Raw genomic sequence first — 25,986 nt, 5'->3', positions numbered from 1 at the left:
TCGGGTGACAGGAGATCGTTGGCATGCGTCGGGTGATCGGCCGAGTTGGACAGCTGCTGTCTGCAACCATCCTTGTCGTCGGCGCGATCCTGATCTCGACCGGGCCCGCTGCCGCCGACAAGCGGGTGGCGCTGGTGATCGGCAACGCCATCCACGAGCACGCACCGCTGCTGGACGAGCCGGCGGCGGATGCCCGGCTGATCGCCGACAGCCTGTCGCGACTCGGCTTCACCCTGAGCGGCGGTGCCGCGCAGATCGACCTCGACAGGCGAAGTTTCGATCGCGCGCTTGCCGAGTTCAAGGGCCGGATCGCCGACGCCGACGTCGCGCTCATCTATTATGCCGGCTATGGGCTCAACCTGGGCGGCGCCGATTATCTCGTCCCGGTCGACGCGGCGCCGGCGACAGCTGCGGATCTCAAGACCGAGCTGCGCGACCTGACTGCGATTTTGCGCGAGCTGGGCGGATCGAGCCCCCGGCAGAACGTGATCATTCTCGACGCCTTCCGCTCCAATCCGTTCGCCGGGCGCGGCATCGCCGGTCTTGCCGCCGGCCTCGTCCCGGTCGACGTTTCCGCACGGACCGTGATCTCCTTTGCCGCACAGGCCGGGACGGCGGGACAGCGCGGCCCGGACGGTCACGGCGTGTTCGCCGCCGCCCTTGCAGAGGCGCTGCAGCAGCCAGGCCAACGCCTGATCGAGACCTTCAACCAGACCAATGCGGCGGTGGAGCGTGCCACGGGCGGAGCGCAGCAGCCGCTCGTGATGTTCACGTCGATCGACGGCGGCGCTCAACTGAGCGCCGCTGCGGCGAAGCCAGCGCAGCCCGCTGGCCCCGCCGCCGCCCGGAGCAGCGCTCCCGTTTCGAGCCCGACCGCATCGTCCGACGCGGCAGATGCGCGGACGCCCGGACTTGCCGTGCTGTATGATGAGGATCTCTCCGACCCCAAGGGTAAGCGCTATTCCGGCTCGGTCACCTGGCGGACGGAGACGGTCAAGAACGCACAATCGGGACGGCCCACGCCGGTGATCCGTGGCGAGATCGACATTCCCGAGCGCAAACTGAAGGTCAGCCTGCAGTTGCGCCGCAACGACGATCCCAGCCTGCCGGCCAGCCATGTCGCCGAGCTCACATTCAGGCCCGCTGCCGATTTCGTCGGTGGCGGCATCAGCAGCGTCCCAGGAATGCTGATGAAGGCGGATGAGAATTCGCGCGGGACGCCGCTTGCCGGGCTTTCCGTCAAGATCACCGAAGATTCGTTCCTGGTGGGCTTGTCCAACGTCGAGGCCGATCGCGCGCGCAACGAGGAGCTGCTCGCACGGCGCGAATGGTTCGACATCCCGGTCGTCTATGCGAACCAGCGCCGCGGCATCCTCGCAATCGGCAAAGGTCCCAGTGGAGATCGGGTATTCGCCGACGCGCTCGCGGCCTGGGACAAATCCCCGCCGACGAAATGATGAGGCATAAGGCGAGAGGGGAACGGAGCGGAATTTTTGGAGCGGGCGAAGGGGTTCGAACCCTCGACCCCGACCTTGGCAAGGTCGTGCTCTACCACTGAGCTACACCCGCATCCGTGACGCCTTGGCGGCGTGGCCGCCAGCGACGGGCAGACCTATGCCAAATGCCGCGGACGAATGCAACAGGTCTGCGACAGGTTTCGTACGCCGACGACGTTCAAATTTTTGCGGTCGGGGCCGGCCGAACCGGGCCCAAACCTGCCCATCACCGGGCCGCGATGGGCGCTGATTGAAATTTCCAGCTGGACCGCCACTTAAAGTGAGAGAAAACGTGTATTGAGGCGCGGCGGCGGCCGGTTCCCGGTCGCCGTCCATCGGAATTTTTCGGACGAGGGACCCCGTGACCATTGTTGAGCAGGGCGGCGGACCGGCGCCGCAGGTGCCGGATCTGATCAAGGACACCACGACGCAGAGCTTCGTGAAGGACGTCATCGAGGAATCGAAGCGGCAGCCGGTCCTCATCGACTTCTGGGCGCCGTGGTGCGGACCGTGCAAGCAGCTGACGCCCATCCTGGAAAAAGCCGTCAAGGCCGCCAAGGGCAAGGTCAAGCTGGTCAAGATGAACATCGACGAGCATCCGGCCATTCCCGGCCAGATGGGAATCCAGTCGATTCCGGCCGTGATCGCGTTCGTCGGCGGACGACCCGCCGATGGCTTCATGGGTGCGGTGCCCGAGAGCCAGGTCGCCGCCTTCATCGAAAAGATCACCAAGGGCGTTCCCGGCGCCGGCGAGCCCGACATCGCCGAAATCCTCAAGGAAGCCGAAGCGGTTCTCGCTGAAGGCGATGCGGCCGGCGCGGCTGAGATCTATGCCGAGGTGCTCGCGATCGATGCCGCCAACATCCCCGCGATCGCCGGGCTTGCGAAGTGCCAGGTCGAGCTCGGCGCGATCAACGAGGCCAAGCAGACGCTTGCGATGGTCCCGGACTCCAAGCGCAGCGATTCGGCGGTCTCCGCCGTGCAGGCCGCGATCGATCTGGCAGAGCAGGCCCAGTCGCTCGGGCCGGTCGGCGAGCTCGAACAGAAGGTCGCCGCCAATCCGCTCGACCACCAGGCGCGTTTTGACCTGGCGACCGCACTGAACGCCGCGGGCAAGCGGAAGGAAGCCACCGACCAGCTGCTCGAGATCGTGAAGCGTGACCGCAAATGGAACGAAGACGGCGCGCGTAAGCAGCTCGTGCAGTTCTTCGAAGCCTGGGGCGGCGCCGACGAGGCCACCATCGAGGGCCGCAAGCGGCTGTCGACGATCCTGTTTTCGTAACCCGGCTGGACGGGACGCGCGCTCGTTCCAGCGGACACGAGGTATCGCATGCCGATCAATGCCGAATATCGCGGTCCCGCCGAGCTGCCGGAGATCGTTCCGGTGTTTCCGTTGGCGGGAGCCTTGCTGCTGCCGCGCGGCCAAATGCCGCTCAACATCTTCGAGCCGCGTTATCTCGCGATGGTCGACGATGCGCTTCGTGACGGCCATCGGCTCATCGGCATGATCCAGCCCGACGTCACGCACTCCTCCAGCGAGGAGCGCCCGGTGCTGTTCAAGGTCGGCTGCGTCGGCCGGATCACGCAGCTCGCCGAGTCCGGCGATGGCCGCTACATCCTTGAGCTCACCGGCGTGTCCCGTTTCAAGGTGGTCGAGGAAATGACGGTGCTCACGCCCTATCGGCAGTGCAAGGTCGATTATTTCCCGTTCGTCGATGATTTCACGGCGCGCAAGGGTGAAGACGCGGTGGACCGCGAAGCGCTGCTCGCGGTTCTCACCGACTTCCTCAAGGCGAACAATCTCAAGGTCGACTGGGCCGGCATCGAAGCGGCGCCGAACGAAGCGCTCGTGAACGCGCTGGCGATGATGTCGCCCTATGGTCCGGCGGAGAAGCAGGCGATGCTCGAGGCGCCGGACCTGAAGACCCGCGCCGAAATCCTCATCGCCGTGACCGAGATGGATCTCGCCAAGAAGCGGACCTCGGGCGATCCGCCGCTGCAATGATCACTCGGCGGGAGCCGCGCGCGGCGCTGGCGGGGCCGCCGTCAGGCGCATCAGTGCGATGGTGGTGACGATCACCCCGATGTAGACTGCGAGCTGCATCGCGGTAGGCTGATCCGTATAGCCGATCAGAGCCTTGAGCGTCCGCCCGGCGACGCCACGCTCGGGCAGAACCGCGCTCGAATCCCACACCACATGGTCGAACGTTGTCAGCCAGTTGGCGCGGGCGAGAAAGAACACCGCCTGCGCGGCCATTCCCGCCGACAGCAGGGTGATCAGCACGGTGGTGGTCTTGAACAGCGCGCGCGGCGGGATGCGCATCAGGCCGAGATAGGTCGCGAGACAGACGGCAACGCCGAGCAGCAGGCCAAGGACGCCGCCACCGAGTAACGCCCGCCCGCTGCCGTCGCCGGAGGCCGCCACCCCATAGAGAAACAGCGCGACCTCGCTGCCCTCGCGCAACACGGCGATGGCGATCACGGTCGCCAGCGCGACCAGCGGCTTGGCGCCTTCGGCCACCGCTTGGCCCATCGTCCGCAGCTCGGTGCTCATCTCGCGGCCGTGCCGGGCCATCCAGACATTGTGCCAGGTCAGCATGATCACGGCAGCCGACAGGATCCCCGCATTGAACAATTCCTGCCCCATGCCTTCAAATAGCTGCGTCAACGTTCCCGCGAACGCCGCGACGATGCATGCGCCGACCAGGCCGGCAAACAGCCCTGCGCCGATCCAGCGCAGGCGATGCGGAACCGCGCTGGTGACGGCAAGCACGATACCGACGATCAGGCCGGCTTCGAACACTTCGCGGAAGACGATGATCAGGGCGGCGAGCATGGGATCTGGACCTATTGGACGTTGACGAAGCCGCGGGCCTTTTCGTTGAAGTCGTTATAGAACTCGTAGCGCCCGGACTTCATGGCGCGGACGTTGAGCACCGCCTCGCTGTTGGCCGCGATCACCTTCTCGACCTTCAAGGTCTCGCTCTCGAACTCGATGGCCTTGCCCTCCATGTTCCGGACGCGGATGGTCAGCGGCGCGTCCGCGGGAACGGTCGGCTCCTTGGGCTCGAATTGACCGTTGGCATAGGTGAGGCAGATCTCGCTCGATCCCCCGGCGTGCGCCTGCGCTGCCATCAACAGCATGCCGACGCTTCCACCTACGACGACCAACTTCCGCACCACGTCGACCAACATCGATCCGTCCCCTCTCCTATCCAGACAAGCAAATCGGAGAACGGTTGTGCGCCCGGATCGATGTCGACGCCGGGCACCCGTTCGCGACGACGAACAGCTAAGCGGCTCGTCGCCGTGTCTGCAAAGAGACTCCTTCTAAGTTGGAACCATTCTTGGCGAATGTGTCGTGGCAGTGGCCTCGCGGTGAACGGAGTGCGGCCGAACAGCAGTTGAGGCGACGCGGCGGTTACGGAGCGTCGCGATGCCTTCCTCTCGCCGGGTACGTGGCGGCGCTGCGGTGGACCGGGATTCGCCGCGTCAGTAGCCGGCGATGGCGAGACTGACTACGCCGGCGAGCATGACCCAGCCGAAATGCCGCCCGCGCGTCGCGAGCGCATTGGCGCCTGCGGCGAAAGCGAACACGACGATGACCGTGGTCACCGTCCAATGCCGCGCCGACTCCGACGCCATTTGCGGGGCGACGGCGAGCAGCACGCCACAGCCGATCCACGCCACCGTGCCAGTCTGCCAGACCAGCCGCAGCAGGGTTCGCAGCCGCTCCGGCGAGATGGTGGCACGCGCGAAAACCGTCGTCTCGCCGAGCACGCCGTGGATCACGGCGACGGTGATCGCCATCAGCCCCGCGGTCACGAGCAGCGCATCGCGCATGGCACGCCTCCATACAGTTATGTATGGACAATGCACGAAGCCCTGGCGGTCGTCAATACAGCTGTGTATGGTCGTCTCATGGTGACGACATGACCGATCAGCTCTCGGCCGACGATTGGCTGACACAGGGATTGAAGGTGCTGGCCAGCCGGGGCTTCACCGCGCTGAAGGCGGAGCCGCTGGCGAAAGCCTTGGGCGTGTCGCGCGGCAGCTTCTACTGGCATTTCGCCGATGTGGCCGGGTTTCACGCGGCCCTCCTCAAGAAGTGGCGGGAGATTGCGGCCGAGCAGATCATCACCGGGGTGGAGGCGAACGCCGGCGACCAGCCGGCCATTGCCGTGCTCCTCCGCCGCGCGTTCAACGTCAAGCTCACCCTGGAGCGCGCCGTGCGCAACTGGGCCGGATCCGACCCCGCCGCGCGGCAGGCTGTCCAAGCCATCGACAGGCGCCGGCTGGGCTATGTCGAGAGCCTGCTTGCAGCCGAGGGACTAGTGCCGGCGATCGCGCGCGCACGCGCCCAGGTGCTGTACTGGACCTTCCTCGGCCACGCGCTGTCGGATCGGCCGTTGCCGGCCGAGCAACTGGACGCGGTCATCGACGAGCTGATCCGGATCGCCCGGCACATGCCTTGAAGCACGACAAGCGAGCGGACGTTATGCTACAGAGGCGCCCGCCGGAGACCCTTGCCATGAACGCCCCGCTCGAACGCCCCGCCAATTCCGTCGATCCCAAGCTGCTCGAGATCCTGGTCTGCCCGATGACCAAGGGCCCGCTGGAATACGACGCGGCGAAACAGGAGCTGGTCTCGCGGTCGGCGAAGCTCGCCTACCCGATCCGCGATGGCATCCCGATCATGCTGCCCGAGGAAGCGCGGAAGATCGACTGACCGATGCGGCCCGTCGTGATCCGCTGTGCGCTCGCCGTGGCGCTGATGGCCCTCGCTTCGGGGGTCTCGGCCGAGGAGAGCGCCGTCCGCATTGGCGCACTCGACGCCGTCCTGACGACGCCAGCGGGTGTCGAGCGCCCGCCGGTGGCGCTGCTGATCGCCGGCTCCGGGTCGACGGACCGGGATGGCAATGGGCCGCAGCTCAAGCCGGCGACCTTGAAGAAGCTCGCCGAGCAGCTCGCCACCCAAGGCATCGCCAGCCTGCGCTACGACAAGCGCGGCGCACGCGGCTGGAAGGCGGAGTTCGGCAAGCCGGAGGACTTCCGCTTCAAGGACTACGTCGACGACGCCGCCGCGCTGGTCGACTTCCTGCGCGGCAAGTTCGCCCGCATCGTTCTCGTCGGCCACAGCGAGGGCGGCCTGGTCGCCATCCTCACCGCCCGCCGCACCCCGGTCGACCGCCTCGTGCTGCTCACCACATCGGCGCGGCGGCAGGGCGACCTGTTGAAGGCGCAGCTCGAGAAGAAGCTGCCGGCCGCGAAGATGGAGCCGGTCGCCAACGCGATCGACGCCATCATGGCCGGGCAGGTCGTGGACCCGCCACCGCCCGAGCTGCCGGTCGCACCGAGCATGCAGCCCAGCATCGGCTCCGCCTTTGCCGAGGACCCGATCGATCCACTGAAGCAGCTCACGATCCCGATTCTGATCGTCGGCGGCGCCCGCGACCACCAGATCGCACGCCTCGACATGGTCGCGCTCGCCGCCGCCGCACCGGCCGCCAAGTCGCTGTGGCTGCCGGAGATGAACCACGTCCTGGTCGACGTCGCCAACGAGGACGAGAACCTCGCCTCCTACAACGACCCCGACCGTCCGCTCGACCCCGACATGGTCGAGGCCGTCGCCGGCTTCATCGCCGCCGCAGGCCCGCGCTGAGCTCTTTGTTCGAGCATGATCTTTTCGGAAAACCGGTCTCCAGTTTCCGGATCATGCTCTACAGCGCCTCACCCTTCAGCAGCCGTGGCATCTCTCCGGTGAGGCCCGCGGCCTGCTTGATGAACAGCTCCTTCAACGGCGGCGCGCGATCGACGATGCCAAGGCCGATGTCGCGCACGGCCCGCAGCAGCGTCGACTTGTTCGAGAACAGGAAGTTCAGCGAATTGGTGGCAACGCCCATCGCCATCGTGTCGAAGCGGCGCCAGCGCTGGTAGCGTTCGAGGACATCGACCTGCCCCGGATCGATCCCCATTCTTGCCGCATCGACCACGACCTCGGCCAGTGCGGCGACGTCCTTCAGCCCCATGTTGAGCCCCTGCCCCGCGATGGGATGGATCACATGGGCGGCGTCGCCGACCAGCGCCAGCCGCGGCGCGATGAACGAGCGGGCGACGAAGTAGGACAGCGGAAAAGCGCGCGGCTGGTCGAGCACCTTCAACTCGCCGAGATGCAGACCGGCCCGCTTCTCCAGCTCGGCATGGAATTCATCCGCGCTGAGCGCGACGAGGCGCTTCGCCTCGGCGCGCCGCTCGGTCCAAACCAGCGAGGAGCGCTTGCCGGTCAGCGGCAAGATCGCGAATGGTCCGGGCGGAAGAAAATGCTCCTCGGCGCGGCCGCCATGGTCGCGCTCATGACCGATGGTCGCGACGATGCCGGACTGGTCATAGTCCCAGCCATGGGTCTGGATGCCCGCGCGCTCGCGCAGCTTCGAACGCGCGCCGTCAGCGGCCACCAGCAGGCTCGCCTCGAGCTGGCTGCCGTCGCCCAGAGTCACCGCGATGCCGTCGGCCCGCGTCACGAAGCCGGTCACCGGCATCGCCTTGAGCTCGACGCCTGCGGCCTCCGCATGCCGCACCAGCGCATCGATCAAGAGCCGGTTCTCGACCATGTGCGCGAACGGCTCGCCGGCCTCGACCTGGCCCGCAAACGTCAGGAACGACGGGCGGGTCGCGTCCTCGAGCTTGGAATCGGTAATGACCATGTCGAGGATCGGCTGCGCCTGCGGCGCCACGTCCGCCCAGACCCCGATCGCATCGAACAGCTTGCGGCACGCCGCGACGATGGCGCTGGCGCGTGGATCGCGGCTCGGCCGGTTGGCGAGCGCCGGATCGGCCACGATCACCGGCACTTCGGGACCGAGCCCCTGCCGAAGCGCGAGCGCGAGCGCCAGGCCGGCAAAGGCCCCGCCACAAATGACAATGCTTCGCTGTGTCGTCATGCCACCCTGCTCACAGTTACTCTTGCGGGAGGATTATAGCTGGGCGAAACAGGGGCGTGAACCAAGGGCTGCCACCCGAGGCCATCAATTCCGGATGCCTGATCCCGCGAGAACGGGACCGGAGCGGCCGGCCGAGCCAGCGAAAGCACCGCGCCATGTCCAAGGGACTGATCGACCTGATCTCGATCCTCGATCTCGAGCCGATCGAGGTGAACCTGTTCCGCGGCAACAGCCCGAAGACGAGCTGGCAGCGCGTGTTCGGCGGCCAGGTGATCGGCCAGGCAATGATGGCGGCGTGCCGCACCGTCGAGGGCCGGCTGCCGCATTCGCTGCACTGCTACTTCATCCTGCCCGGCGACCCGCAGGTGCCGATCATCTACCAGGTCGAGCGTCTGCGCGACGGCAAGAGCTATGCGACGCGGCGCGTCACCGCGATCCAGCACGGCAATGCGATCTTCTCGATCATGGTGTCGTTCCACAGCGACGAGGAGAGCGCGTTCAACCACCAGGACAAGATGCCGGACGTGCCGCCGCCGGAGAAGCTGACGGCGGAGGAGATCTCCAAGCAGCCGATGTTTCAGGAGGTCTTCCAAAGGATGCCGGACTTCATCCGCCGCTACTACGAATCCGACCGGCCGATCGAGCTGCGCCCCGTCGAACTGAACCGGTACTTCGGCCAGAAGATCGAGGATGGCCGCATCAACGTCTGGATCAAGACGGCGGCGAAGCTGCCCGATGATCCGGCGCTGCACATGTGCGCGCTGGCCTATGCGTCGGACTTCTCACTGCTCGACGCGGTCATGGCGCGCTATGGCCGCACCTTGTTCGACAAGCGCATGATGCCGGCCTCGCTGGATCATGCGATGTGGTTTCACCGGCCGTTCCGCGCCGACGAATGGCTGCTCTATGCGCAGGATTCGCCGAGCGCGCAGGGCGGCCGCGGGCTCACCCGCGGCTCGATCTTCAAGCCCGACGGCACGCTGGTCGCCTCCGTCGCGCAGGAGGGCTCGATCCGCGAGCGCCGCGCCTAGCCGCATCACATCGGCTGTGCCGTCCGCGGGACGACCGCGAATTGCGACACGTACCAGGCGCTGTACCAGCGCAGCAGCCACGGGATCGGAATGATCACCGAGCAGCCGAGCACGAACGCGAAGGTGCGCCACAACACCTGCAGGCCCGAGCCGGTGAACACGACCTCGCGCCGCGTCCCCTGGATGTTGCGGCAGACCCAGCGCATCCAGGCGGTCAGCACCCAGGCCCAGCCGATGACGGTGATACCCGACACGATCATCAGCAGGTACCAGCCGGCATAGACGACGGGGCTGCCTTCGAAATGGATCGGCAACCGCTCGCCATTCGAAGCGAGGTTGCTCAGCAGCCAGCGCAGCACCAGCCAGCCCAGGAACGCCGGGGCAACCAGCGAGATCAGGTTGAGGATCGGCCGGTCGCTGAGGCCGACATAGGCCAGCACGCCCATCGCGATGAAGACGTACCAGATGTCGAGCGGCTGGCCGGTGAAGGTGAGGTTCGGCCGGCCGGGCACCCGCATCCGCTCGATCACGTAGCGGTAGAGATAGACAGCGGTCCAGGGCGTGATCACCACCAGGAACTGGCCGACGACATACAGCAGCGTCCAGCCGAGATAGGACCAGGTGTCGAGCTTGACCGAGAGCGCGCCGCCCGACGCAGGCACGCCGGCCTCGAACGCGGGCGGGACGCCGGGGGAGATGCTCGGCACGCCCGACATCAGGCCGGGAATGCGCCCGGCCTTCTCCCAGCCGGCCATGCCGTCGCTCCACAGCAGCGTCTCGGCCGTGACGACACCCCGGGCGATCAGGTCGCGCAGTTCGTCTTCCGAAATGGGGCCCTGTTGCTGGCCTTGCGCCGCGTAATACCAGGAACGATTCGACATGGGATGTCCTTGAATGGAGGATGGCAGGAAAACGTCTTCAGTCTGTCGGGCGATGTCGCGTTCCGTTCAGTGATATCCGTCACTCCTTGACGTTTTCGCTTAACGCTGCGCTGATTTTGTGCCATTTGCCTAGGAACAGGCCAAAATGGCCATCCCAAGCCTGCCTCCGAAACAGGCTGCTCCTACCTGAGGAAACCAGGGCCCGCCCATGAAGCTCGTCGTCGCGATCATCAAACCCTTCAAGCTCGACGAGGTGCGCCAAGCCCTCACCGCGATCGGCGTCCACGGCATGACCGTCACCGAGGTCAAGGGCTACGGTCGCCAGAAGGGCCATACCGAGATCTACCGGGGCGCCGAATATATCGTGAACTTCCTGCCCAAGCTGCGCATCGAGATCGCGGTCAACTCGGACATCGCCGAGAAGGCGGTCGAGGTGATCACGACGCACGCGCGCACCGGCCAGATCGGCGACGGCAAGATCTTCGTGACGCCGATCGATCATGCCCGCCGCATCCGCACCGGCGAAACCGACACCGACGCACTCTAAGCCCGTCAAGCAGCCGCAACGGCTGCACGCCCGCCGCAACGGCGCGGCGGACTGCAAAATCCTAACATCTGACATGCCGGGGGGACTGTCATGGAGACCAGCGCGTCTCGTAGCCTGCGCGCGTCTGCAGCATTGGCTGCAGCGGGAGCGATTGCCTTCACCACGCCAGCAGCGGCCGCAGCGCCGTCCACGATCGAACCGGCCGACACCGCCTGGATGATCGTCGCCACCGCTTTGGTGCTGATGATGACCATTCCGGGTCTGGCGCTGTTCTACTCGGGCATGGTGCGCAAGAAGAACGTACTGGCGACGATGGCGCAGAGCCTCGCAGCCGTGATGCTGATCTCGATCCTGTGGGTCGCATTCGGCTACTCGCTGGCCTTCGTCGGCGACGGCACCTGGATCGGCTCGCTCGACCGCGCCTTCCTCGCCGGCATGGGCATGGACAGCGTCCATCCCGGCGCCAAGACGATCCCCGAGTCGCTGTTCATGCTGTACCAGATGACGTTCGCGATCATCACGGTGGCGCTGGTGGCGGGCTCGGTCGCCGACCGCATGCGCTTCTCCGCCTACCTCCTGTTCAGCATCGCATGGTTCATCTTCGTCTATGTGCCACTGGCGCATTGGATCTGGGGCGGCGGCTTTCTCGCTCAGGCCGGCGTGGTCGACTTCGCCGGCGGTCTCGTCGTGCATCTCTCCGCGGGCACCGCGGGATTGGTCGCCGCGCTGGTGATGGGACGGCGCCAGGGCTACGGCAGTGAGAACCTCTCGCCGTTCGACCTGTCGCTCGCGGTGGTCGGCACCGGCCTGCTCTGGGTCGGCTGGTTCGGCTTCAATGGCGGCTCGGCGCTCGGGGCGAATGCGCATGCGGTGATGGCGATCCTGACGACGCATCTGGCCGCCTGCGCCGGCGCCGTCACCTGGGGCGCGCTGGAATGGTCGACGCGGCGCAAGCCGTCTGTGCTCGGCATGATCTCGGGCGCGGTGGCCGGCCTCGGCACCATCACGCCCGCGTCCGGCTTCGTCGCCCCCTGGCATGGGCTGGTGATCGGCGCGCTCGCTGGTATCATCTGCTACTGGGCCTGCACCTCGCTGAAGCACCGCTTCAACTATGACGATTCGCTCGACGTGTTCGGCGTCCACGGCGTCGGCGGCCTCACCGGCACCGTGCTGGCCGGCGTGTTCGCGACCGCCGCGATCGGCGGCACGGCGGGGCTGATCGAGGGCAACCCGAAGCAGCTTGCGGCCCAGCTCTACGGCGTCGCCGTCACCCTGGTGTGGTCGGGCGGCGTCACCTGGGGGCTCCTGAAGCTGGTCAGCGCCTTCGTGCCGCTGCGGGTGTCGCGTGAGCACGAGCTGGAAGGACTCGACATCTCCCAGCATGGCGAGGCGCTGCAATAGCTGCAGCAATTGACGCCAATTGACCTGTTCGGCGCCGCAGGATTCTGCCCGCGCGCTGAGCAGCATTGTGTCTTGAGCCTGACATGCGCAACTTTTGCGCATGTCTGCCCATTCCTTGAGCGCGACGGAATAGCGCAGCCCCTGCTGCCCCTCCCGAGGGGTGAAAAGGTCAGGATTCACCGCTCGTTAGCCCTGACCAGCCGTCTGGCACGGCATTTGATTCTATCGCTCCCGGCTGTGCCCGCGTCGTGAAGATTTCTCCGCGTGGTGAACCTCAGTCGACAGGAAGCGCTCGGTAACGTCCGTGCCGGGCCCAAGCGGGGATAGGACCCATGAAAATTGTTATGGCGATCATTAAGCCATTCAAGCTCGAAGAAGTCCGGGACGCCCTGACCGCCATCGGCGTTCATGGTCTCACGGTGACGGAAGTGAAGGGGTACGGCCGTCAGAAAGGTCATACGGAAATCTACCGCGGCGCCGAATATGCGGTGAGCTTCCTGCCCAAGATCAAGATCGAGGTCGCGATCCCCTCCGACCAGGTCGACAAGACCATCGATGCGATCAGCTCGGCCGCCAAGACCGGCCAGATCGGCGACGGCAAGATCTTCGTCATCAGCCTCGACCACGCCGTGCGTATCCGCACCGGCGAAGCGGACGCGGCGGCCCTTTGATTTCGCGCTCAAACCAGAACACTTACGGAGTACAATAAAATGACGTTCAAGCGTCCAACCAGCGCGGGATGGGTTACGCTCGCAATTGCAGGGCTCTGCGTCGCAGGCCTCGTCGATGTGGCGTTCGCCGAGGACGCGCCTGCCGCCGCTGCCGCAGCCGCCCCGGTTCCCAACAAGGGCGACGTCGCCTGGATGCTCGTGTCCAGCGCGCTCGTCCTGATGATGTCCATCCCCGGCCTCGCGCTGTTCTATGGCGGCCTCGTCCGCACCAAGAACATGGCCTCGGTCCTCACCCAGGTGTTCGCCATCGTCGCCATGGTCGGCGTGGTCTGGACGCTCTACGGCTACTCGCTCGCCTTCACCGACGGCGGCAGCATGACCTCGTGGGTGGGCGGCTTCTCCAAGGCCTTCCTGCACGGCGTCGACGCCAACTCGACCGTTCCGACCTTCTCGAACGGCGTGGTGATCCCGGAGCTGGCCTACTTCGTGTTCCAGATGACCTTCGCGATGATCACCCCGGCCCTGATCGTCGGCGCCTTCGCCGAACGCATCAAGTTCTCGGCGGTGATGCTGTTCATCCTGCTCTGGGTGACCTTCATCTACTTCCCGATCGCGCACTGGGTCTGGTACATCGCCGCTCCCGATGACGTCGCTGCTGCTGCCAAGGCTCTCGCTGCCGCTGGCGACGCTGCCGCCAAGACCGCCGCCCAGGCCAAGCTCGACGAAGTCACCGGTGCTGTCGGCTGGCTCGCCGGCGCCGGCGCTCTCGACTTCGCGGGCGGCACCGTCGTTCACATCAACGCCGGCATTGCCGGTCTGGTGGGCGCGGTTCTGATCGGCAAGCGCACCGGCTACGGCAAGGAGCTGATGGCTCCGCACTCGCTGACCATGACCATGATCGGCGCCGCGCTGCTGTGGGTCGGCTGGTTCGGCTTCAATGCCGGCTCCAACCTGGAATCGAACGGCGTCACCGCCCTGGCCTTCGTCAACACCATGGTCGCGACCGCCGGTGCGGCGCTGTCCTGGCTGCTGTGCGAATGGGCCGTCAAGGGCAAGCCGTCGCTGCTCGGCATCTGCTCGGGCGCGGTCGCCGGTCTCGTCGCCGTTACCCCGGCCTCCGGTTATGCCGGTCCGATCGGCGCGCTGGTGCTCGGCCTGATCGTCTCCCCGGTCTGCCTGTTCTTCGTCTCCACCGTGAAGAACGCGCTGGGCTATGACGACGCGCTCGACGTGTTCGGCGTGCACTGCATCGGCGGCATCATCGGCGCTCTGGCCACCGGCATCCTGGTCAACCCGGCCCTGGGTGGCGTCGGCATCACCGACTACACCAACATCACCGGCAACAACGCCGGCACCTACGACTTCGCCACGCAGATGCTGGCGCAGATCAAGGCTGTCGTCGCCACGCTGGTATGGTCGGGTGTCGGCTCGGCGATCCTCTACAAGGTCGTCGACGTGATCATCGGCCTGCGCCCGACCGTGGAGCAGGAGCGCGAGGGTCTCGACATCACCGACCACGGCGAGCGCGCCTACAACTACTGAGTTCTCCCGGGACTTGGTCGTACGCGACCAGGTCCGCAACTTCGGTTCGGGCAAATACCCGGCAATGCCCTGACCGTTGAGGGGCTCCAGCGCAAGCTGGGGCCCCTTTCTTTTTGTTTGGATCGTGAGGGCCGAGCGCGCGCCAAATAGCCGATGTCGTCCCTGCGAACGCAGGGACCCATACCGCGTGATGTTTGTAAGAGGCAGGCGGCGAGTCCCGTGTAAAACAACTGAACCCTGTGGTTATGGGTCCCTGCGTTCGCAGGGACGACGGCGGAGGTTGGCGTTGGCAGCGTTGCCTTCGAGACAGAGTTGAATACGTGCGTGTTCACCCCGCGACGCATCCGCGCCCGAGCTGTGCTGAAACTATCGCCCTCCTCAAACAGAGGGCGCAGGGAAGGCCGGGCGCTGGCCGCGCCCGTGGCCCGCCAGCGAAAGAAAATGCTGGCGGCAGGCACCACAGGTCTGGCCGAACACACCCGGCCCTCCCTGCGCGATTGGTTTTAACGGCTGCTTCGCGTTCTCCCTGGTGCGCCGGGCTGTCTGGCCACCATCACGAGCGCGACACGCTGAGGGTATCGGCACCCGCTTGATATCAGCGTCGGGATATCAGGACCGCGCGACTTGACCGTGCGTGCATCGCCGTTCGTCCGCGCGATCAGCTCACGCTGCGTCGACCCACGCCATCGCATCCCACTGCCAACGATCCGTGACGGTCGCGAAACGTCCCTCATGCGGCAGCAGGGACGTGCGGAAATGTGCAGGTGATTTGCCCGACGGTGCAATGCCGACAGCGTGCGACAAACTAACACGACGGGCAATTCGCGCATGTCGGGAATGCGGAAACTGCCCGACGGGCAACAGAGCAGGCTTTGATCCGCACAATAATAGCGCGGGGATGCCAATCCGGTTGCAGCGGCAGAAAACACAGCTTAGCGGTACTGTTCGCTGGCTCCGGCTGATCTTAAGAATTGGAACCCGGCCGTAACAGCGATCGCCGCTGCAGCCGGCACATGGGGGATCAGGATGAAGCATCGCTGTCGGTACGTAGTCGTCGCCTCCGCCATTTGGCTCACCGCCGCAACGCCGCCATCGGCAAGAGCCCAAGCGACATCACAGGAGTCCTTGGCGGCCGCGAAAGAGCTGGTCTCCGTGATGCATATGAATGACCAGGCGACAGCCCTGTTGCCGATCATTCTGAAGAACCTGAGACCGACGATCGTCCAGGGGCGCGCCGAGGTCGCTCTGCAATATGATGCGTTGATCCCGAAGTTCACCCAGGCCTTTCAGGGCAGGGTTTCCGAATTCTCGGATGCGATCGCGGTCGTCTATGCCAGGAACTTCTCGGCGGACGACCTCAGGACCATGGCTGAGTTCTACAGGACCCCGACAGGTCAACGAGTCCTGCAGAAGCTGCCGTCCGTCACCCAGGAGTCGAGCATTGCCGGGCAGAAATTTGGTCAAGCTCTCGGCGAAGAGATCAGGAAGCAGATGGTCGATGAACTGAGGAAGAAAGGTCTCGATCTTTGATCCGAACTCCCGATCGTCATGCAGCGGCGCTGCCCTGCGACATAACCGGCGCGACGGGCAATTTCCGTATAACAGGCTTGTGGTCCGTCCCGCCTCGCCATCCCCGGGAAGCCGAACCGAGACGTCCACGGTCATGCCCCCGATGCCGGGCACGACACCGGATTGCAGGCTCAAACCTTGCCGCGGGCCGATAGTCCGGCGAACGACAACGCAAGTCGATGGTCAGCTCATGCGCCTTCGAACTTGAACGACACGTTGAGCTTGGCTCGATAGGCTTCCACCTTCCCCTTCGCGTCGAGCTGCATATCGAGCTGGACCACTTCTGCGACACGCAGGTCTCGGAGTGTCTTCGCCGCCTGCTCGACAGCGTTGGTAGCTGCCCTTTCCCAAGATTCGCTGCTGGTACCGATCAGCTCGATGACTTTGTAGACGCTGTCAGACATGTCGGTCTCCTGTTCGGTATGGAGCAGGAAGCAGGTGCTCCCTGCCACAACTGAACGTAGCATCATCGCGCGGCGCCTGAAAGGACGCAGCCTACCCATGGCAGCCGCGGGTCCGGAGCTACCACGAATGGCGCTAACGCCTTGCGTGTCTCACAAGCCCTTGCGCCCCTACACGCCGCCGAGCTTGCAGACGTGCTTCCATTCCGCAGGCGTGACCGGCTGCACCGACAGCCGGGACTGCTTCACCAGCGCCATCTCGCTCAGCATCTTGTCGGCCTTGATCGCGGCGAGCGTCACCGGGGTCTTGAAGGGCTCGTGCGCCTTGATGTCGACGCAGACGAACTTGCCGGTCTTGTCGGTCGGATCAGGATAGGCTTCCTTGATGATCTCGGCGATGCCGACGATCTCCTTGCCCTCGTTGGAATGATAATAGAAGGCGAGGTCGCCCTTCTTCATCGCCACCAGGTTCTGCCGCGCCGTGTAGTTGCGCACGCCGGTCCAGGCCTCCCCCTTCGCGCCCTTCGCCACCTGCTGGTCCCACGACCATACCGAGGGTTCGGATTTCACCAGCCAGTAGTTCATGATGGTCGTCTCTTTCCACTCGTCCTGGCCAGGCAAAAGCGCGAAGCGCTGGGAGGTCCCGGCCATCCACGTCGCACTGCTCGGCGCATTATCCAAGACATGGATGCCCGCGACAAGCGCGGGCATGACGGCGGAGAGAGCGTCGTGCTGGATGACGTCGGTCGCGCGGCGGCCCTCACTCCTCCGCCTTGAATGGGCGCATCATCAGCGCCTCGATCGCGGCATCGATCGTCACGGTGCCGGCGAGAATGGCGGCGACCGCCTGCGCCACCGGCATCTCGACGCCGCGCGAGGTGGCGAGTTCGACCAGCACGGGCGCGGTGTATTGTCCCTCGGCGAGCTTGCCTGCGGGCAGCGGCTCGCCGCGGCCGAGCGCGAGGCCGGCGGCGAAGTTGCGCGATTGCGGACCGGCGCAGGTGAGGATCAGGTCGCCGAGGCCGGACAGGCCGGTCAAGGTCTCGCTGCGCGCGCCATAGGCGCGGCCGAGCCGAACCAACTCGGCGAAGCCGCGCGTGGTCAGCGCCGCCAGCGCCGAGGCGCCGAGATTGCGGCCGGCAACGATGCCGGCGGCGATCGCCAGCACGTTCTTGGCGGCGCCGCCGATCTCGACGCCGCGCACGTCGGTCGAATGATAGGGCCGGAAGGTCGGCGAACCCAGCGCATGGACGAGGTCGGCCGCGAGCGCCTCGTCGGGCGCGGCGAGCGTCACCGCGGTCGGCAGCCCTCGCGCGACGTCGTCGGCGAAGCTCGGGCCGGACAGGATCACCGGGATCGCGTTCGGCGCGGCCTCCGCGATCACCTCGGTCATGAATTTATGGGTGCCGTGCTCGATGCCCTTGGCGCAGGCGACGAGCGGCGTGCCCGGACGGAGCAGCGGGGCGAGATGCATGACCGCGCCGCGCAGATGCTGGGCGGGGACAACGATGAGAACGGCGTCGGCGCGGGCGGCCTCGGCGAGATCGGCGGTCACGGCGATGCTGGCGGCGAGCGGAATGCCGGGCAGTCGCGGGTTTTCGCGGGCAACAGAGATGCGCGCGGCGTGGTGGCTGTCGCGCGCGTAGAGCGTGACATCACGGCCGGCACGCGCGGCGACGGCGGCGAGCGCGGTGCCCCAGGCACCGGCGCCGATGACGGAGGTCGTTTGGAAGCGAGTCATTCGCCGCGAATTCGGCTGCGCTCCCTCCCCCCTTGCGGGGGAGGGTTGGGGAGGGGGGTGCCACGAGCGAGAATCTTTATGGAGCCACCCCCACCCCCGACCCCTCCCCGCAAGGGGGAGGGGAACGCACCGCGTGTGGTGCAGGAGCTTGCCACATCACAGCCGAGGGCGATCCAGCCGCTTCGCGCGGAATGAAAAAGCAATTCCATCACCCTCAAAACCCCGCCCGCGTATTCGCGAACTTGCCCGGCACGCTGGCATTGGCATCCAGCAGCCAGCGCGCGCGCGGCGCGGCGTCCATGCCGTCCACCATCCCTAGCGCCAACCGCTCCAGCCCGGCCCAGGCGATCATCGCGCCATTGTCGGTGCACAGCGCCGGCGGCGGCATGATCAGGCGGGTGCCGGCCTGCTGCGCGACATCGTCGAGTGCGCCGCGGATCGCCTGGTTGGCGGCGACACCGCCGGCGGCCACCAGCGCGGTCGGCGCGCCAAAACGCTGCTTGAACAGATCGAGGCCGACGCGCAGGCGGTCGGCGGTCGAGTCCAGCACCGCGGCCTGGAAGCTGGCGCAGAGGTCGGCGATGTCCTGCTCGCTCACCTTGCCGAGTCGACCGATCTCGTTACGCACGGCGGTCTTCAGACCGGACAGCGAGAAATTGGCATCGCTGCGGCCCTGCATCGGACGCGGGAAGGCAAAGCGCTGACCGTCGCCGTTGCGCGCGGCCTGCTCGACCTGCGGTCCGCCCGGATAGGGCAGGCCCAGCATCTTCGCGACCTTGTCGAACGCCTCGCCCATCGCGTCGTCGACGGTGGTGCCGAGCCTGACATAGTCGCCGACGCCGGCGACTGCGACGATCTGGGTATGGCCGCCGGAGGCCAGGAACAGGCAATAGGGGAAGTCGATTGCATCGGTGAGGCGCGGCGTCAGCGCATGCGCCTCGAGATGGTTGACCGCGATCAGCGGCGTGTCGTGCACCATCGCGATCGCCTTGGCGGTGGTGAGGCCGACGATGACGCCGCCAATCAGGCCCGGCCCGGCCGCCGCCGCGACGCCGCCGAGCGCGGCATAGTCGATGCCGGCCTCGCGCATCGCCGCGTCGATGAGATGGTCGAGCATGTCGACATGGGCGCGCGCGGCGATCTCGGGAACCACGCCGCCATAGATGGCGTGCTCGTCGGTCTGCGAGCGCACGACATTGGAGAGGATCTGCCCCTTGCCGTCCGAATCACGCGCCACCACCGCGGCGGCGGTCTCGTCGCAGGTGGTTTCGATGCCCAGCACGAGCGTTTGCGATTCGTTACCCAATCTCAACCCTTTTGGTCATTATGAGTGCGCAGAACCGCCTAACACCACGAGGTCGCCAGGTGCAATCGTCCGTCCATTGCAGCCCGGCCGATCCGTGTTCGACGGGAGCATAGCACATGGCCGTGCTGGTGACCCGTCCCGCCCCTGACAATGAACGCACCGCGAGCGCCCTGCGCGCGCGTGGCTTCGAGGTGCTGCTGGCGCCGATGCTGCGCTTCGAGCCGGTCGCGCTGCCGCCGGACGTGGGCGGCGATGCCGCCGGACTCATCGTGACGTCATCGAACGCGCTGCGCGCGGCGGCGCCGCAGCTCAGGGCGTCCGCCTTGCTGCGCCTGCCGCTGTTCGCGGTCGGCGACCGGACGGCCGCAGCCGCACGCGAGGCCGGCTTCACGCAGGTGATCTCGGCCGCGGCCGATGCGACCGCGTTGCGCGACCTGATCGCAGACAGCGGCGTCATCGAGGCCGGGGCCACCCTGCTCTATCTCGCCGGCGCCGACATCTCGCGCGACCTCGCCTCCGAGCTCGCCGAGCGCGGCTTCGATGTGATCACCCAGACCGTCTATCGCATGGCGCAGGTGACCACCCTGCCGCGCGAAGTCTGCGACGCCTTCGCAGCCAACCGGATCGAGGCGGTGCTGCATTATTCGCGGCGGAGCGCGGTTGCGTTCGTGGCGGCCATCCGCGCCGACGGCGTCGAAATCTCGGCGCTGGCGGTGCCGCATGGCTGCCTGTCGGCCAATGTCGCCGAGGTGCTGCGCGAGGCCGGCGCGACCCAGGTCACAATCGCGGCGCATCCGGATGAAAACGACATGCTGGAGGGCCTGACCCGTGCGCTACGGTCGTGAATGGCGTAAGAGGGCCTGCTCAATCTTGCCTCAGCCAGGGAACTTCCACCATGGTCGATGAACCCGACACCGCTGCACCGGCCTCCGACACCGGGCGGCCGAAACGGCCACCGCCGACCATCGATTTGGAGCCGACCTCGCGCGAGGAGCGCCCGTCGGCCAGCGAGAGCGCGGCGGAGCGGCCGACCACGTCGCCCTGGTCCGCGCCGGCCGAAGCCTTGGCCGAGGGGTCGTCGGGCGCGGCGAGCCAGTCGCATCCGCATGGCGCCGGTGACGCCGAACCGGAATCGGCCGCCAGCGAGACGCCCGAGGAGACGGTCGCCGCGGCCGAGCCGCCGCACGCCGAGCTTCCTCCACCCCGGCCGCCGCGCCCGGTCTCGCCCTGGATCATCGCGCCGTTCTCCGGCGCGGCCGCGGCGGCGCTGGTGATCGGCGTCGGCTGGATGCTCGGCTGGCCGCCTGTGCAGCCGCCCTCGGCGATCTCGCCGCAGTCCGCCGCTATCGACGAGCTCACCTCCCGCGTCGCCGGGCTGGAGCAGCGCGTCGGCAAGTCGGACGGCGCCGTGACCGGCCGGCTCGATGCCGCCGACAAGACGATTGCAGCGCTGCGCAACGACGTCGCCGGCCTGCGCGCGCAGGCCGACAAGACCGTGGCGGCCCTCAACGATGTCCGGGCGCAGCCGCGCGACGGCTCCGCGCCGGCGCCCGCACCCGAGCCGGTCGATCTCTCCGGCCTGACCGCGCGCATCGACGCGCTGGAGCGGGCGAGCAAGAGCCAGAGCGCGGCGCTGGCACAGGAGCGCGCCAAGCTCTCCGCGGCGGCAGAGGCGGCCAAGCCGGCCGACGACGCGCCGTTGCGCCGCGTGGTCGCCGCGACCCTGCTCGACGTCGCCGTGCGTCACGGCGATCCCTATGGAGCGGCGCTGACCACCGCCAGATCGCTGGCGCCCGACGCGTCCGCGCTGAAGCCGCTGGAGGCATTCGCCACGACCGGCGTGCCGAGCCCCGCGGCACTGAGCCGCGAGCTGCTCACCATCGTGCCGAAGCTCTCGCCGCCGGCGCCCGAGAGCACCACGGGGACTTCGATCCTCAGCAAGCTCTCGGCCGGCGCCTCGAGCCTGGTCAAGGTCGAGCGTACCGACGGCGCCGGCACCGATCGCGGCGCGGTCGTGGCACGGATCACCGCGGCGGCGCTGCGCAACGATTTCGCCGAGGCCCGCCGCGAGCTGAAGGGTCTCTCGCCGGAGGATCGCGCCCCCGCCAATGACTGGCTCGCACGCGCCGATGCCCGCGACGCCGCGCTGACGACCGCCCGCAAATTCGCCGACGACGCGATGACCGCGCTCGCCAAACCCGCGCAATAGGACGCCCATGTTCCGGATCGTCATTTTCCTCATCCTGGTCGGGCTCGCCGCTGCGGGCTCGGCCTGGGTCGCCGAGCAGACCGGCGACGTCGTCTTGAATTGGGGCCCGTGGCGGATCGCCATGACCTTGCCGGTGTTCGTGCTTGCGCTCGGCCTGACCATCGCGGCCTGCGTGCTGGTCTGGAACCTGATCAGCGCGCTGCTGCGGGCGCCCGGCCACATCCGCAAGGCGCATCGCGCCCGCCGGCATCAGCGCGGGCGGCACGCCATCACCCACGGCCTGCTGGCGATCGGCCAGGGCGATTCGACGGCGGCGCGGCAGCACGCCGACACCGCCAAGCGGCTGGCCGGCGATGATCCGCTGACGCTGCTCCTGCACGCCCAGGCGGCGCAGCTCGAAGGCGACCGCGACGGCGCCCGGCGCGCCTTCCGCGCCATGGCCGAGCGCCACGACACCCGCCTGCTCGGCTTGCGCGGCCTGTTCATCGAGGCGCAGCGCGCCGACGACGCCTATGCCGCGGTGATGATCGCCGACGAAGCGCTCAGGCTGGCGCCCAACGCCACCTGGGCCTCGCATGCGGTGCTCGGCTTCCGCTGCGCCGAGGCCGACTGGGACGGTGCGCTTTCGATCCTCGACGGCAACTACACCGCCGGCATGATCGACAAGCCGACCTACCGCCGTCAGCGCGGCGTGCTGCTGACGGCGCGCGCGCTGGCGCTGGAGACCGGGGATCGCGACCTGTCGCGCGCGAGCGCGATGGAGGCGGTGAAGCTGGCGCCGACCCTGGTGCCGGCCGCGGTGCTGGCGGCGAAGTTCGAGAGCGAGGCGCACCAGGTGCGGCGCGCGATGAAGATCATCGAGGCGGCCTGGGCGGCGTGTCCGCATCCGGACCTCGCCGATGCCTACGCCCATGTGCGGCTCGGCGATTCGGCCACGCAGCGGCTGGCGCGGGTGGAGAACCTGGCCGCGCGGACGCCCGGCCATGTCGAAGGCGCGCTGGCGGTGGCGCGCGCGGCGATCGACGCCGCCGAATTCGGCCGCGCCCGCGAGGCGCTGGCGCCGTTCACGGAGGATCCGACCCAGCGCGTGGCGATGCTGATGGCCGAGCTGGAGCGCACCGAGCATGGCGACGCCGGCAAGGCGCGCGAATGGGCGCTGCGCGCGGTGCGCGCCCGCCACGACCCGGCCTGGACCGCGGACGGCTATGTCAGCGATCGCTGGCAGCCGATCTCGCCGGTCACCGGCCGGCTCGACGCCTTCCAATGGCAGACGCCGGTGGCGAGCCTGCCCTCGGAGCGCAGCAGCGTGATCGAAAGCTCGGCCTTCGCCGAAGCCGTGCTGGCGCCGCCGGCCCGGCCCACCGTGGCCGAAGCCGCGGTCGAGCCGCCGCGCGAGGCCGTGGTGATCACTCCGGCGCTGCAGGACAACGAGCCGCCGCGGCCGGTGGTCGCGGCCGATCCCGAGCAGGCCGAACAACCAGCCGAGGCCGTGGACAAGCCTGTCGACAAGCCGGTGGATATCCCTGTGGACATGGCTGAGGATAGCCGGTTGATCGAGGCCGTCGCCGCCGAGCCGGCGCCGCCGTTGCAGGCCGCGGGTCCCGTCGAGGCCGAATCGGAGCCGGAGACGGAGGCCGAGCCGAACGCGGTCGCCGCCAAGCCGGCCGAGACGGCGGCAGCCGCGCCGACGCCGCTGTTCCGCACCCGCAACGATCTCGCCCGGCCGGCGGAGACGCCGATCCAGGCGATCGTGCCGATCATGCGGCCGCCGGACGATCCCGGTGTCGATGACGATGACCAGCCCCGCGACGAGTTCGCCGAGCAGATCGCGCCCAAGGCCCAGGCCGGCGGCTGGCGCGGGTTCTGGTCGCGGTTCGGCGGCTGAGGACCGTCAGGCCCTCCCGCCGTCCCGGTCACAACGGTTCGTTTCGGAGCCGCGGCCGCGCGCGTTGTCCTTGCCAACGGGCCGTCCGCCCGATATCAGGAGCGCGTCCGCGTCGTCCGGCCTCGTGCCGGGCGCTCGCCGCTATGGTTCGCCGCAATAGCTCAGCTGGTAGAGCACGTCATTCGTAATGACGGGGTCGGGGGTTCGAGTCCCTCTTGCGGCACCACCCCCCTTCCGCAGCCGTCCTCCCTCGTTCGTTTCTCGCCGACAAGGTACTGAAAACAAAACATTTTCGGTCATTCGTGGCCGTCACGGTTTGTTCTCGTTCGTTGACAGCCGATGAAATTGTTGGCCTCCTTGTTGGCCTTTCGGGCGATGTAGCTTTGAAAAGGCCAACAGTTGGTGCGTGGCATGGCGAGTGGAAAACTTACGGACGCTGCCGTTAGGAACGCCAAGGCTAGTGGGCGGCTAGTGAAGCTCTCGGACGGGGGCGGCCTGCAACTGTGGCTTACGCCAAGCGGTGGCAAACTCTGGAATTTCGCGTATCGGTTCGGCAGCAAGCAGAAGAAGCTCGCCCTTGGCGAATACGGCAAGGCCCCGGCCGGTGTGCCACTGGAAGCTGCCAGAAGGCTAAGGGACGAAGCTGCGGGCCTCTTGCGGGACGGCATCGATCCCGCCATCCGGAAGCGCCAGGTGAAGGCGGCGCGCGCCGAGGCTCAGGCCAACACGTTCAGTGTTCTGGCCGATGAGCTGCTTGCCAAGAAGAAGCGGGAGGGCGTTGCGACTGCGACCGCTGGCAAGCTGGAATGGCTGCTCGGCCTGGCCAAGGCCGATCTGGGACCGCTGCCGATCGGCGACGTCTCCGCTGGCGAAGTCTTGCGGGTGCTGCAACCACTGGAAGCGGCCGGCAAGCTCGAAACGGCAAAGCGCCTGCGGGCGGTCATTGGTGCCGTATTTCGATATGCTGTCACGACCGCCCGTGCCAATGCGGACCCGACCCAAGCGCTGCGCGGCGCAATCGCAGCTCCAAAACCGAAGCACCGGGCGGCGATTATCGAGCCTGTCGCGTTCGGCGGCTTGCTGCGGGCGATTGACGGCTTTCAGGGCCAGCCAACGACGAAGGCCGCGCTGCAACTGATCGCCCTGCTAGCGCCGCGGCCGGGCGAGCTGCGCCACGCGACATGGGCTGAGTTTGATCTGGACGCTGCCGTGTGGAACATCCCCGCCGAGCGGACGAAGATGCGCAGACCTCACCGCGTCCCGCTTCCAGCGCAGGCTACCGCCATTTTGCGGGATCTGCATCCGATCACAGGGCGAGGCGTGGCCGGGCTTGTCTTCCCGGGCCTGCGTTCGGTGACGCGGCCGATCAGCGAAAACACGCTGTGTGCGGCGCTGCGCCGTCTCGGCTATTCGAACGACGAGATGGTCGCTCACGGTTTCCGCTCGACCTTTTCGACCCTGGCCAACGAAAGCGGAAAGTGGAGCATCAACGCCATCGAGGCTGCGCTGGCGCATGTTGAGCCGAATGCTGTGCGCCGGGCCTACGCCCGCGGCGACTATTGGGATGAGCGTGTGAAACTGATGACGTGGTGGGCCGACTATCTCGATGCGCTGCGCCAGGGTGCGCGCATATTGCAATTCAAGGAAGCGTCAGCGTGAGCAGTGGTGGGCCTAGTACGTTAAGATCGTGTGCGGGGATAGGAAGGCTATCCGATAATCCGGTCAGCACCTCCGGGTACACATCGATTGGGGTACGACACGAGTGAGCTTATGGCGGCGGCCCTTTTGGTGAACAATGGGACGCCGGCATTTCACCAAGAACGGATCAGAAAACGCGGAGTTGGCTGCGTGGAGAAGCCCCTCTGTCAGCGCAGGACAAGCCTGTTGCTATCAGCGCAGAACTAGGACCGATTGACGGTCCAATCAGCAACGGGCCGAAGACGCGCCTCTCTAAGGAATAGGGCAAGCTGCCGCCACGGCGGACGCGCGCGTTGTTGATCATGCGTTTCGAGGACAACGACGATTGACGTTCATCTTCTCGTCACCGGACTTCACCGAGCGCGCCCCTCGGTCGCCACGAGACAGGATCTGCGATCCACCGGTTGATTTCGGATTCATGCCAACCGCTGCCATTGGTGCTGATCTTGATCTGAACCGGGAATGTGCCCTCGGCGATCTTGCGGTAGATCGTGGACCGCGACAGCCCGGTCCTCGCGAGAACGGTTTTCAAACGGATGATGCGGTCCGCTTCGCGCATGGCCGGGCTGCCTCCTGCTGGCTGGTTCTGACGGCTGCTGAGAGAAGAGAGGCCACCGCCTGGCGGGCGTGCAATTGGGTTTTCGACTTGTCGGGGCGTGGCGCCCAA

General features: G+C 67.0%; 26 protein-coding genes and 2 tRNA genes. 17 read left to right on the top strand and 11 right to left on the bottom strand.

What is annotated here, in order from left to right:
- The first annotated feature begins 23 nt into the window (after positions 1–23).
- Positions 24–1,457 carry a caspase domain-containing protein gene (locus QW863_RS10370; protein WP_315715857.1) on the top strand — a complete coding sequence of 478 codons (1,434 nt, stop codon included), beginning with the start codon at positions 24–26 and terminating at the stop codon, positions 1,455–1,457.
- Positions 1,458–1,494: 37 nt separating this feature from the next.
- Here the strand turns inward: QW863_RS10370 and QW863_RS10365 are convergent.
- A tRNA-Gly gene (locus tag QW863_RS10365) sits at positions 1,495–1,569 on the bottom strand.
- A gap of 288 nt (positions 1,570–1,857) precedes the next feature.
- Here QW863_RS10365 and trxA point away from each other — a divergent pair.
- Positions 1,858–2,778 carry a thioredoxin gene (gene trxA / locus QW863_RS10360; RefSeq protein WP_315715856.1) on the top strand — a complete coding sequence of 307 codons (921 nt, stop codon included), beginning with the start codon at positions 1,858–1,860 and terminating at the stop codon, positions 2,776–2,778.
- A gap of 48 nt (positions 2,779–2,826) precedes the next feature.
- On the top strand, positions 2,827–3,501 hold the full coding sequence (locus QW863_RS10355) for an LON peptidase substrate-binding domain-containing protein (protein WP_315715855.1): 675 nt from the start codon (positions 2,827–2,829) through the stop codon (positions 3,499–3,501).
- On the opposite strand, the gene QW863_RS10350 is transcribed toward QW863_RS10355, so the two are convergent.
- The 3 genes from QW863_RS10350 to QW863_RS10340 all read right to left on the bottom strand — a co-directional run bounded on the left by QW863_RS10350 (position 3,502) and on the right by QW863_RS10340 (position 5,339).
- Entirely contained in the window at positions 3,502–4,332 is an 831-nt protein-coding gene (locus QW863_RS10350) for an FTR1 family protein (protein WP_315715854.1), read from the bottom strand.
- An 11-nt stretch (positions 4,333–4,343) separates the two neighbouring features.
- Positions 4,344–4,640 (bottom strand): cupredoxin domain-containing protein, encoded by a 297-nt coding sequence (locus tag QW863_RS10345; protein ID WP_315715853.1) that lies wholly within the window; start codon positions 4,638–4,640, stop codon positions 4,344–4,346.
- A gap of 348 nt (positions 4,641–4,988) precedes the next feature.
- Positions 4,989–5,339 (bottom strand): hypothetical protein, encoded by a 351-nt coding sequence (locus QW863_RS10340; RefSeq protein ID WP_315715852.1) that lies wholly within the window; start codon positions 5,337–5,339, stop codon positions 4,989–4,991.
- A gap of 89 nt (positions 5,340–5,428) precedes the next feature.
- Here QW863_RS10340 and QW863_RS10335 point away from each other — a divergent pair, with 89 nt between their 5' ends.
- The 3 genes from QW863_RS10335 to QW863_RS10325 are packed head-to-tail and all read left to right on the top strand — an operon-like array spanning position 5,429 to position 7,158.
- Positions 5,429–5,971, top strand: a complete 543-nt coding sequence (locus QW863_RS10335) for a TetR/AcrR family transcriptional regulator (RefSeq protein ID WP_315715851.1) — start codon at positions 5,429–5,431, stop codon at positions 5,969–5,971.
- 56 nt (positions 5,972–6,027) lie between these two features.
- Entirely contained in the window at positions 6,028–6,225 is a 198-nt protein-coding gene (locus QW863_RS10330; RefSeq protein ID WP_006613415.1) for a Trm112 family protein, read from the top strand.
- Positions 6,226–6,228: 3 nt separating this feature from the next.
- Positions 6,229–7,158 (top strand): alpha/beta hydrolase, encoded by a 930-nt coding sequence (locus QW863_RS10325; protein ID WP_315715850.1) that lies wholly within the window; start codon positions 6,229–6,231, stop codon positions 7,156–7,158.
- Positions 7,159–7,216: 58 nt separating this feature from the next.
- Here the strand turns inward: QW863_RS10325 and QW863_RS10320 are convergent, their stop codons facing one another.
- Positions 7,217–8,437, bottom strand: a complete 1,221-nt coding sequence (locus QW863_RS10320) for a ubiquinone biosynthesis hydroxylase (RefSeq protein ID WP_315715849.1) — start codon at positions 8,435–8,437, stop codon at positions 7,217–7,219.
- 155 nt (positions 8,438–8,592) lie between these two features.
- Here QW863_RS10320 and tesB point away from each other — a divergent pair, with 155 nt between their 5' ends.
- Entirely contained in the window at positions 8,593–9,468 is an 876-nt protein-coding gene (gene tesB / locus QW863_RS10315) for an acyl-CoA thioesterase II (protein ID WP_315715848.1), read from the top strand.
- A gap of 5 nt (positions 9,469–9,473) precedes the next feature.
- Here tesB and QW863_RS10310 read toward each other — a convergent pair whose 3' ends face one another.
- Positions 9,474–10,349, bottom strand: coding sequence for a DUF4339 domain-containing protein (locus QW863_RS10310; protein ID WP_315715847.1), 876 nt, complete (start codon positions 10,347–10,349; stop codon positions 9,474–9,476).
- Positions 10,350–10,557: 208 nt separating this feature from the next.
- Between QW863_RS10310 and QW863_RS10305 the strand changes: the two genes are divergently transcribed.
- The 5 genes from QW863_RS10305 to QW863_RS10285 all read left to right on the top strand — a co-directional run bounded on the left by QW863_RS10305 (position 10,558) and on the right by QW863_RS10285 (position 16,040).
- Positions 10,558–10,896 (top strand): P-II family nitrogen regulator, encoded by a 339-nt coding sequence (locus QW863_RS10305; RefSeq protein WP_172112996.1) that lies wholly within the window; start codon positions 10,558–10,560, stop codon positions 10,894–10,896.
- 90 nt (positions 10,897–10,986) lie between these two features.
- A complete protein-coding gene (locus QW863_RS10300) occupies positions 10,987–12,297 on the top strand; it encodes an ammonium transporter (RefSeq protein ID WP_315715846.1) in 1,311 nt (436 codons plus the stop codon).
- Positions 12,298–12,629: 332 nt separating this feature from the next.
- Positions 12,630–12,968 (top strand): P-II family nitrogen regulator, encoded by a 339-nt coding sequence (locus QW863_RS10295; RefSeq protein ID WP_006611147.1) that lies wholly within the window; start codon positions 12,630–12,632, stop codon positions 12,966–12,968.
- 39 nt (positions 12,969–13,007) lie between these two features.
- Positions 13,008–14,510 carry an ammonium transporter gene (locus QW863_RS10290; RefSeq protein WP_315715845.1) on the top strand — a complete coding sequence of 501 codons (1,503 nt, stop codon included), beginning with the start codon at positions 13,008–13,010 and terminating at the stop codon, positions 14,508–14,510.
- A gap of 1,125 nt (positions 14,511–15,635) precedes the next feature.
- Positions 15,636–16,040, top strand: coding sequence for a DUF2059 domain-containing protein (locus tag QW863_RS10285; RefSeq protein ID WP_315715844.1), 405 nt, complete (start codon positions 15,636–15,638; stop codon positions 16,038–16,040).
- Positions 16,041–16,267: 227 nt separating this feature from the next.
- Here the strand turns inward: QW863_RS10285 and QW863_RS10280 are convergent, their stop codons facing one another.
- From QW863_RS10280 to tsaD, 4 genes are all read right to left on the bottom strand, one after another.
- Complete coding sequence (locus QW863_RS10280; protein WP_042340486.1) at positions 16,268–16,483, bottom strand: dodecin family protein; 216 nt, start codon at positions 16,481–16,483, stop codon at positions 16,268–16,270.
- Between the two features lie 168 nt (positions 16,484–16,651).
- Positions 16,652–17,065 carry an EVE domain-containing protein gene (locus QW863_RS10275; protein WP_315716176.1) on the bottom strand — a complete coding sequence of 138 codons (414 nt, stop codon included), beginning with the start codon at positions 17,063–17,065 and terminating at the stop codon, positions 16,652–16,654.
- Positions 17,066–17,240: 175 nt separating this feature from the next.
- A complete protein-coding gene (locus QW863_RS10270) occupies positions 17,241–18,221 on the bottom strand; it encodes an NAD(P)H-dependent glycerol-3-phosphate dehydrogenase (RefSeq protein WP_315715843.1) in 981 nt (326 codons plus the stop codon).
- 214 nt (positions 18,222–18,435) lie between these two features.
- Positions 18,436–19,503, bottom strand: a complete 1,068-nt coding sequence (gene tsaD / locus QW863_RS10265; RefSeq protein WP_315715842.1) for a tRNA (adenosine(37)-N6)-threonylcarbamoyltransferase complex transferase subunit TsaD — start codon at positions 19,501–19,503, stop codon at positions 18,436–18,438.
- Positions 19,504–19,643: 140 nt separating this feature from the next.
- Here tsaD and QW863_RS10260 point away from each other — a divergent pair, with 140 nt between their 5' ends.
- The 5 genes from QW863_RS10260 (at position 19,644) to QW863_RS10240 (ending at position 25,280) form a co-directional block, all read left to right on the top strand.
- Complete coding sequence (locus QW863_RS10260; RefSeq protein ID WP_315715841.1) at positions 19,644–20,372, top strand: uroporphyrinogen-III synthase; 729 nt, start codon at positions 19,644–19,646, stop codon at positions 20,370–20,372.
- 50 nt (positions 20,373–20,422) lie between these two features.
- On the top strand, positions 20,423–21,736 hold the full coding sequence (locus tag QW863_RS10255; protein WP_315715840.1) for a hypothetical protein: 1,314 nt from the start codon (positions 20,423–20,425) through the stop codon (positions 21,734–21,736).
- A 7-nt stretch (positions 21,737–21,743) separates the two neighbouring features.
- A complete protein-coding gene (locus QW863_RS10250) occupies positions 21,744–23,621 on the top strand; it encodes a heme biosynthesis protein HemY (RefSeq protein ID WP_315715839.1) in 1,878 nt (625 codons plus the stop codon).
- Between the two features lie 150 nt (positions 23,622–23,771).
- A tRNA-Thr gene (locus tag QW863_RS10245) sits at positions 23,772–23,847 on the top strand.
- Between the two features lie 185 nt (positions 23,848–24,032).
- Positions 24,033–25,280, top strand: a complete 1,248-nt coding sequence (locus QW863_RS10240; protein WP_315715838.1) for a tyrosine-type recombinase/integrase — start codon at positions 24,033–24,035, stop codon at positions 25,278–25,280.
- Between the two features lie 382 nt (positions 25,281–25,662).
- Here QW863_RS10240 and QW863_RS10235 read toward each other — a convergent pair whose 3' ends face one another.
- Positions 25,663–25,878: an AlpA family transcriptional regulator gene (locus QW863_RS10235; protein WP_315715837.1), complete on the bottom strand. Its 216-nt coding sequence runs from the start codon at positions 25,876–25,878 to the stop codon at positions 25,663–25,665.
- Between the last annotated feature and the right edge of the window lie 108 nt (positions 25,879–25,986).

The sequence above is a fragment of the Bradyrhizobium sp. SZCCHNR1017 genome (assembly GCF_032381375.1).
In the GTDB taxonomy this organism is placed as follows: domain Bacteria; phylum Pseudomonadota; class Alphaproteobacteria; order Rhizobiales; family Xanthobacteraceae; genus Bradyrhizobium.
The sequence above is the reverse complement of the archived record's forward strand: the minus strand, read 5'-3'. Positions and strand labels throughout refer to the sequence as shown.

Bases quoted from the DNA above. Each gene is read 5' to 3' on its own strand.
- QW863_RS10355 (WP_315715855.1), top strand. From the start codon at position 2,827: ATGCCGATCAATGCCGAATATCGCGGTCCCGCCGAGCTGCCGGAGATC.
- QW863_RS10290 (WP_315715845.1), top strand. From the start codon at position 13,008: ATGACGTTCAAGCGTCCAACCAGCGCGGGATGGGTTACGCTCGCAATT.
- QW863_RS10280 (WP_042340486.1), bottom strand. From the start codon at position 16,483: ATGTCTGACAGCGTCTACAAAGTCATCGAGCTGATCGGTACCAGCAGC.
- QW863_RS10320 (WP_315715849.1), bottom strand. From the start codon at position 8,437: ATGACGACACAGCGAAGCATTGTCATTTGTGGCGGGGCCTTTGCCGGC.
- QW863_RS10270 (WP_315715843.1), bottom strand. From the start codon at position 18,221: ATGACTCGCTTCCAAACGACCTCCGTCATCGGCGCCGGTGCCTGGGGC.
- QW863_RS10325 (WP_315715850.1), top strand. From the start codon at position 6,229: ATGCGGCCCGTCGTGATCCGCTGTGCGCTCGCCGTGGCGCTGATGGCC.
- QW863_RS10370 (WP_315715857.1), top strand. From the start codon at position 24: ATGCGTCGGGTGATCGGCCGAGTTGGACAGCTGCTGTCTGCAACCATC.
- QW863_RS10305 (WP_172112996.1), top strand. From the start codon at position 10,558: ATGAAGCTCGTCGTCGCGATCATCAAACCCTTCAAGCTCGACGAGGTG.
- QW863_RS10350 (WP_315715854.1), bottom strand. From the start codon at position 4,332: ATGCTCGCCGCCCTGATCATCGTCTTCCGCGAAGTGTTCGAAGCCGGC.
- QW863_RS10235 (WP_315715837.1), bottom strand. From the start codon at position 25,878: ATGCGCGAAGCGGACCGCATCATCCGTTTGAAAACCGTTCTCGCGAGG.
- QW863_RS10250 (WP_315715839.1), top strand. From the start codon at position 21,744: ATGTTCCGGATCGTCATTTTCCTCATCCTGGTCGGGCTCGCCGCTGCG.
- QW863_RS10295 (WP_006611147.1), top strand. From the start codon at position 12,630: ATGAAAATTGTTATGGCGATCATTAAGCCATTCAAGCTCGAAGAAGTC.
- QW863_RS10310 (WP_315715847.1), bottom strand. From the start codon at position 10,349: ATGTCGAATCGTTCCTGGTATTACGCGGCGCAAGGCCAGCAACAGGGC.
- QW863_RS10275 (WP_315716176.1), bottom strand. From the start codon at position 17,065: ATGAACTACTGGCTGGTGAAATCCGAACCCTCGGTATGGTCGTGGGAC.
- QW863_RS10345 (WP_315715853.1), bottom strand. From the start codon at position 4,640: ATGCTGTTGATGGCAGCGCAGGCGCACGCCGGGGGATCGAGCGAGATC.
- QW863_RS10240 (WP_315715838.1), top strand. From the start codon at position 24,033: ATGGCGAGTGGAAAACTTACGGACGCTGCCGTTAGGAACGCCAAGGCT.
- QW863_RS10340 (WP_315715852.1), bottom strand. From the start codon at position 5,339: ATGCGCGATGCGCTGCTCGTGACCGCGGGGCTGATGGCGATCACCGTC.
- tesB (WP_315715848.1), top strand. From the start codon at position 8,593: ATGTCCAAGGGACTGATCGACCTGATCTCGATCCTCGATCTCGAGCCG.
- QW863_RS10260 (WP_315715841.1), top strand. From the start codon at position 19,644: ATGGCCGTGCTGGTGACCCGTCCCGCCCCTGACAATGAACGCACCGCG.
- QW863_RS10335 (WP_315715851.1), top strand. From the start codon at position 5,429: ATGACCGATCAGCTCTCGGCCGACGATTGGCTGACACAGGGATTGAAG.
- QW863_RS10330 (WP_006613415.1), top strand. From the start codon at position 6,028: ATGAACGCCCCGCTCGAACGCCCCGCCAATTCCGTCGATCCCAAGCTG.
- QW863_RS10300 (WP_315715846.1), top strand. From the start codon at position 10,987: ATGGAGACCAGCGCGTCTCGTAGCCTGCGCGCGTCTGCAGCATTGGCT.
- QW863_RS10255 (WP_315715840.1), top strand. From the start codon at position 20,423: ATGGTCGATGAACCCGACACCGCTGCACCGGCCTCCGACACCGGGCGG.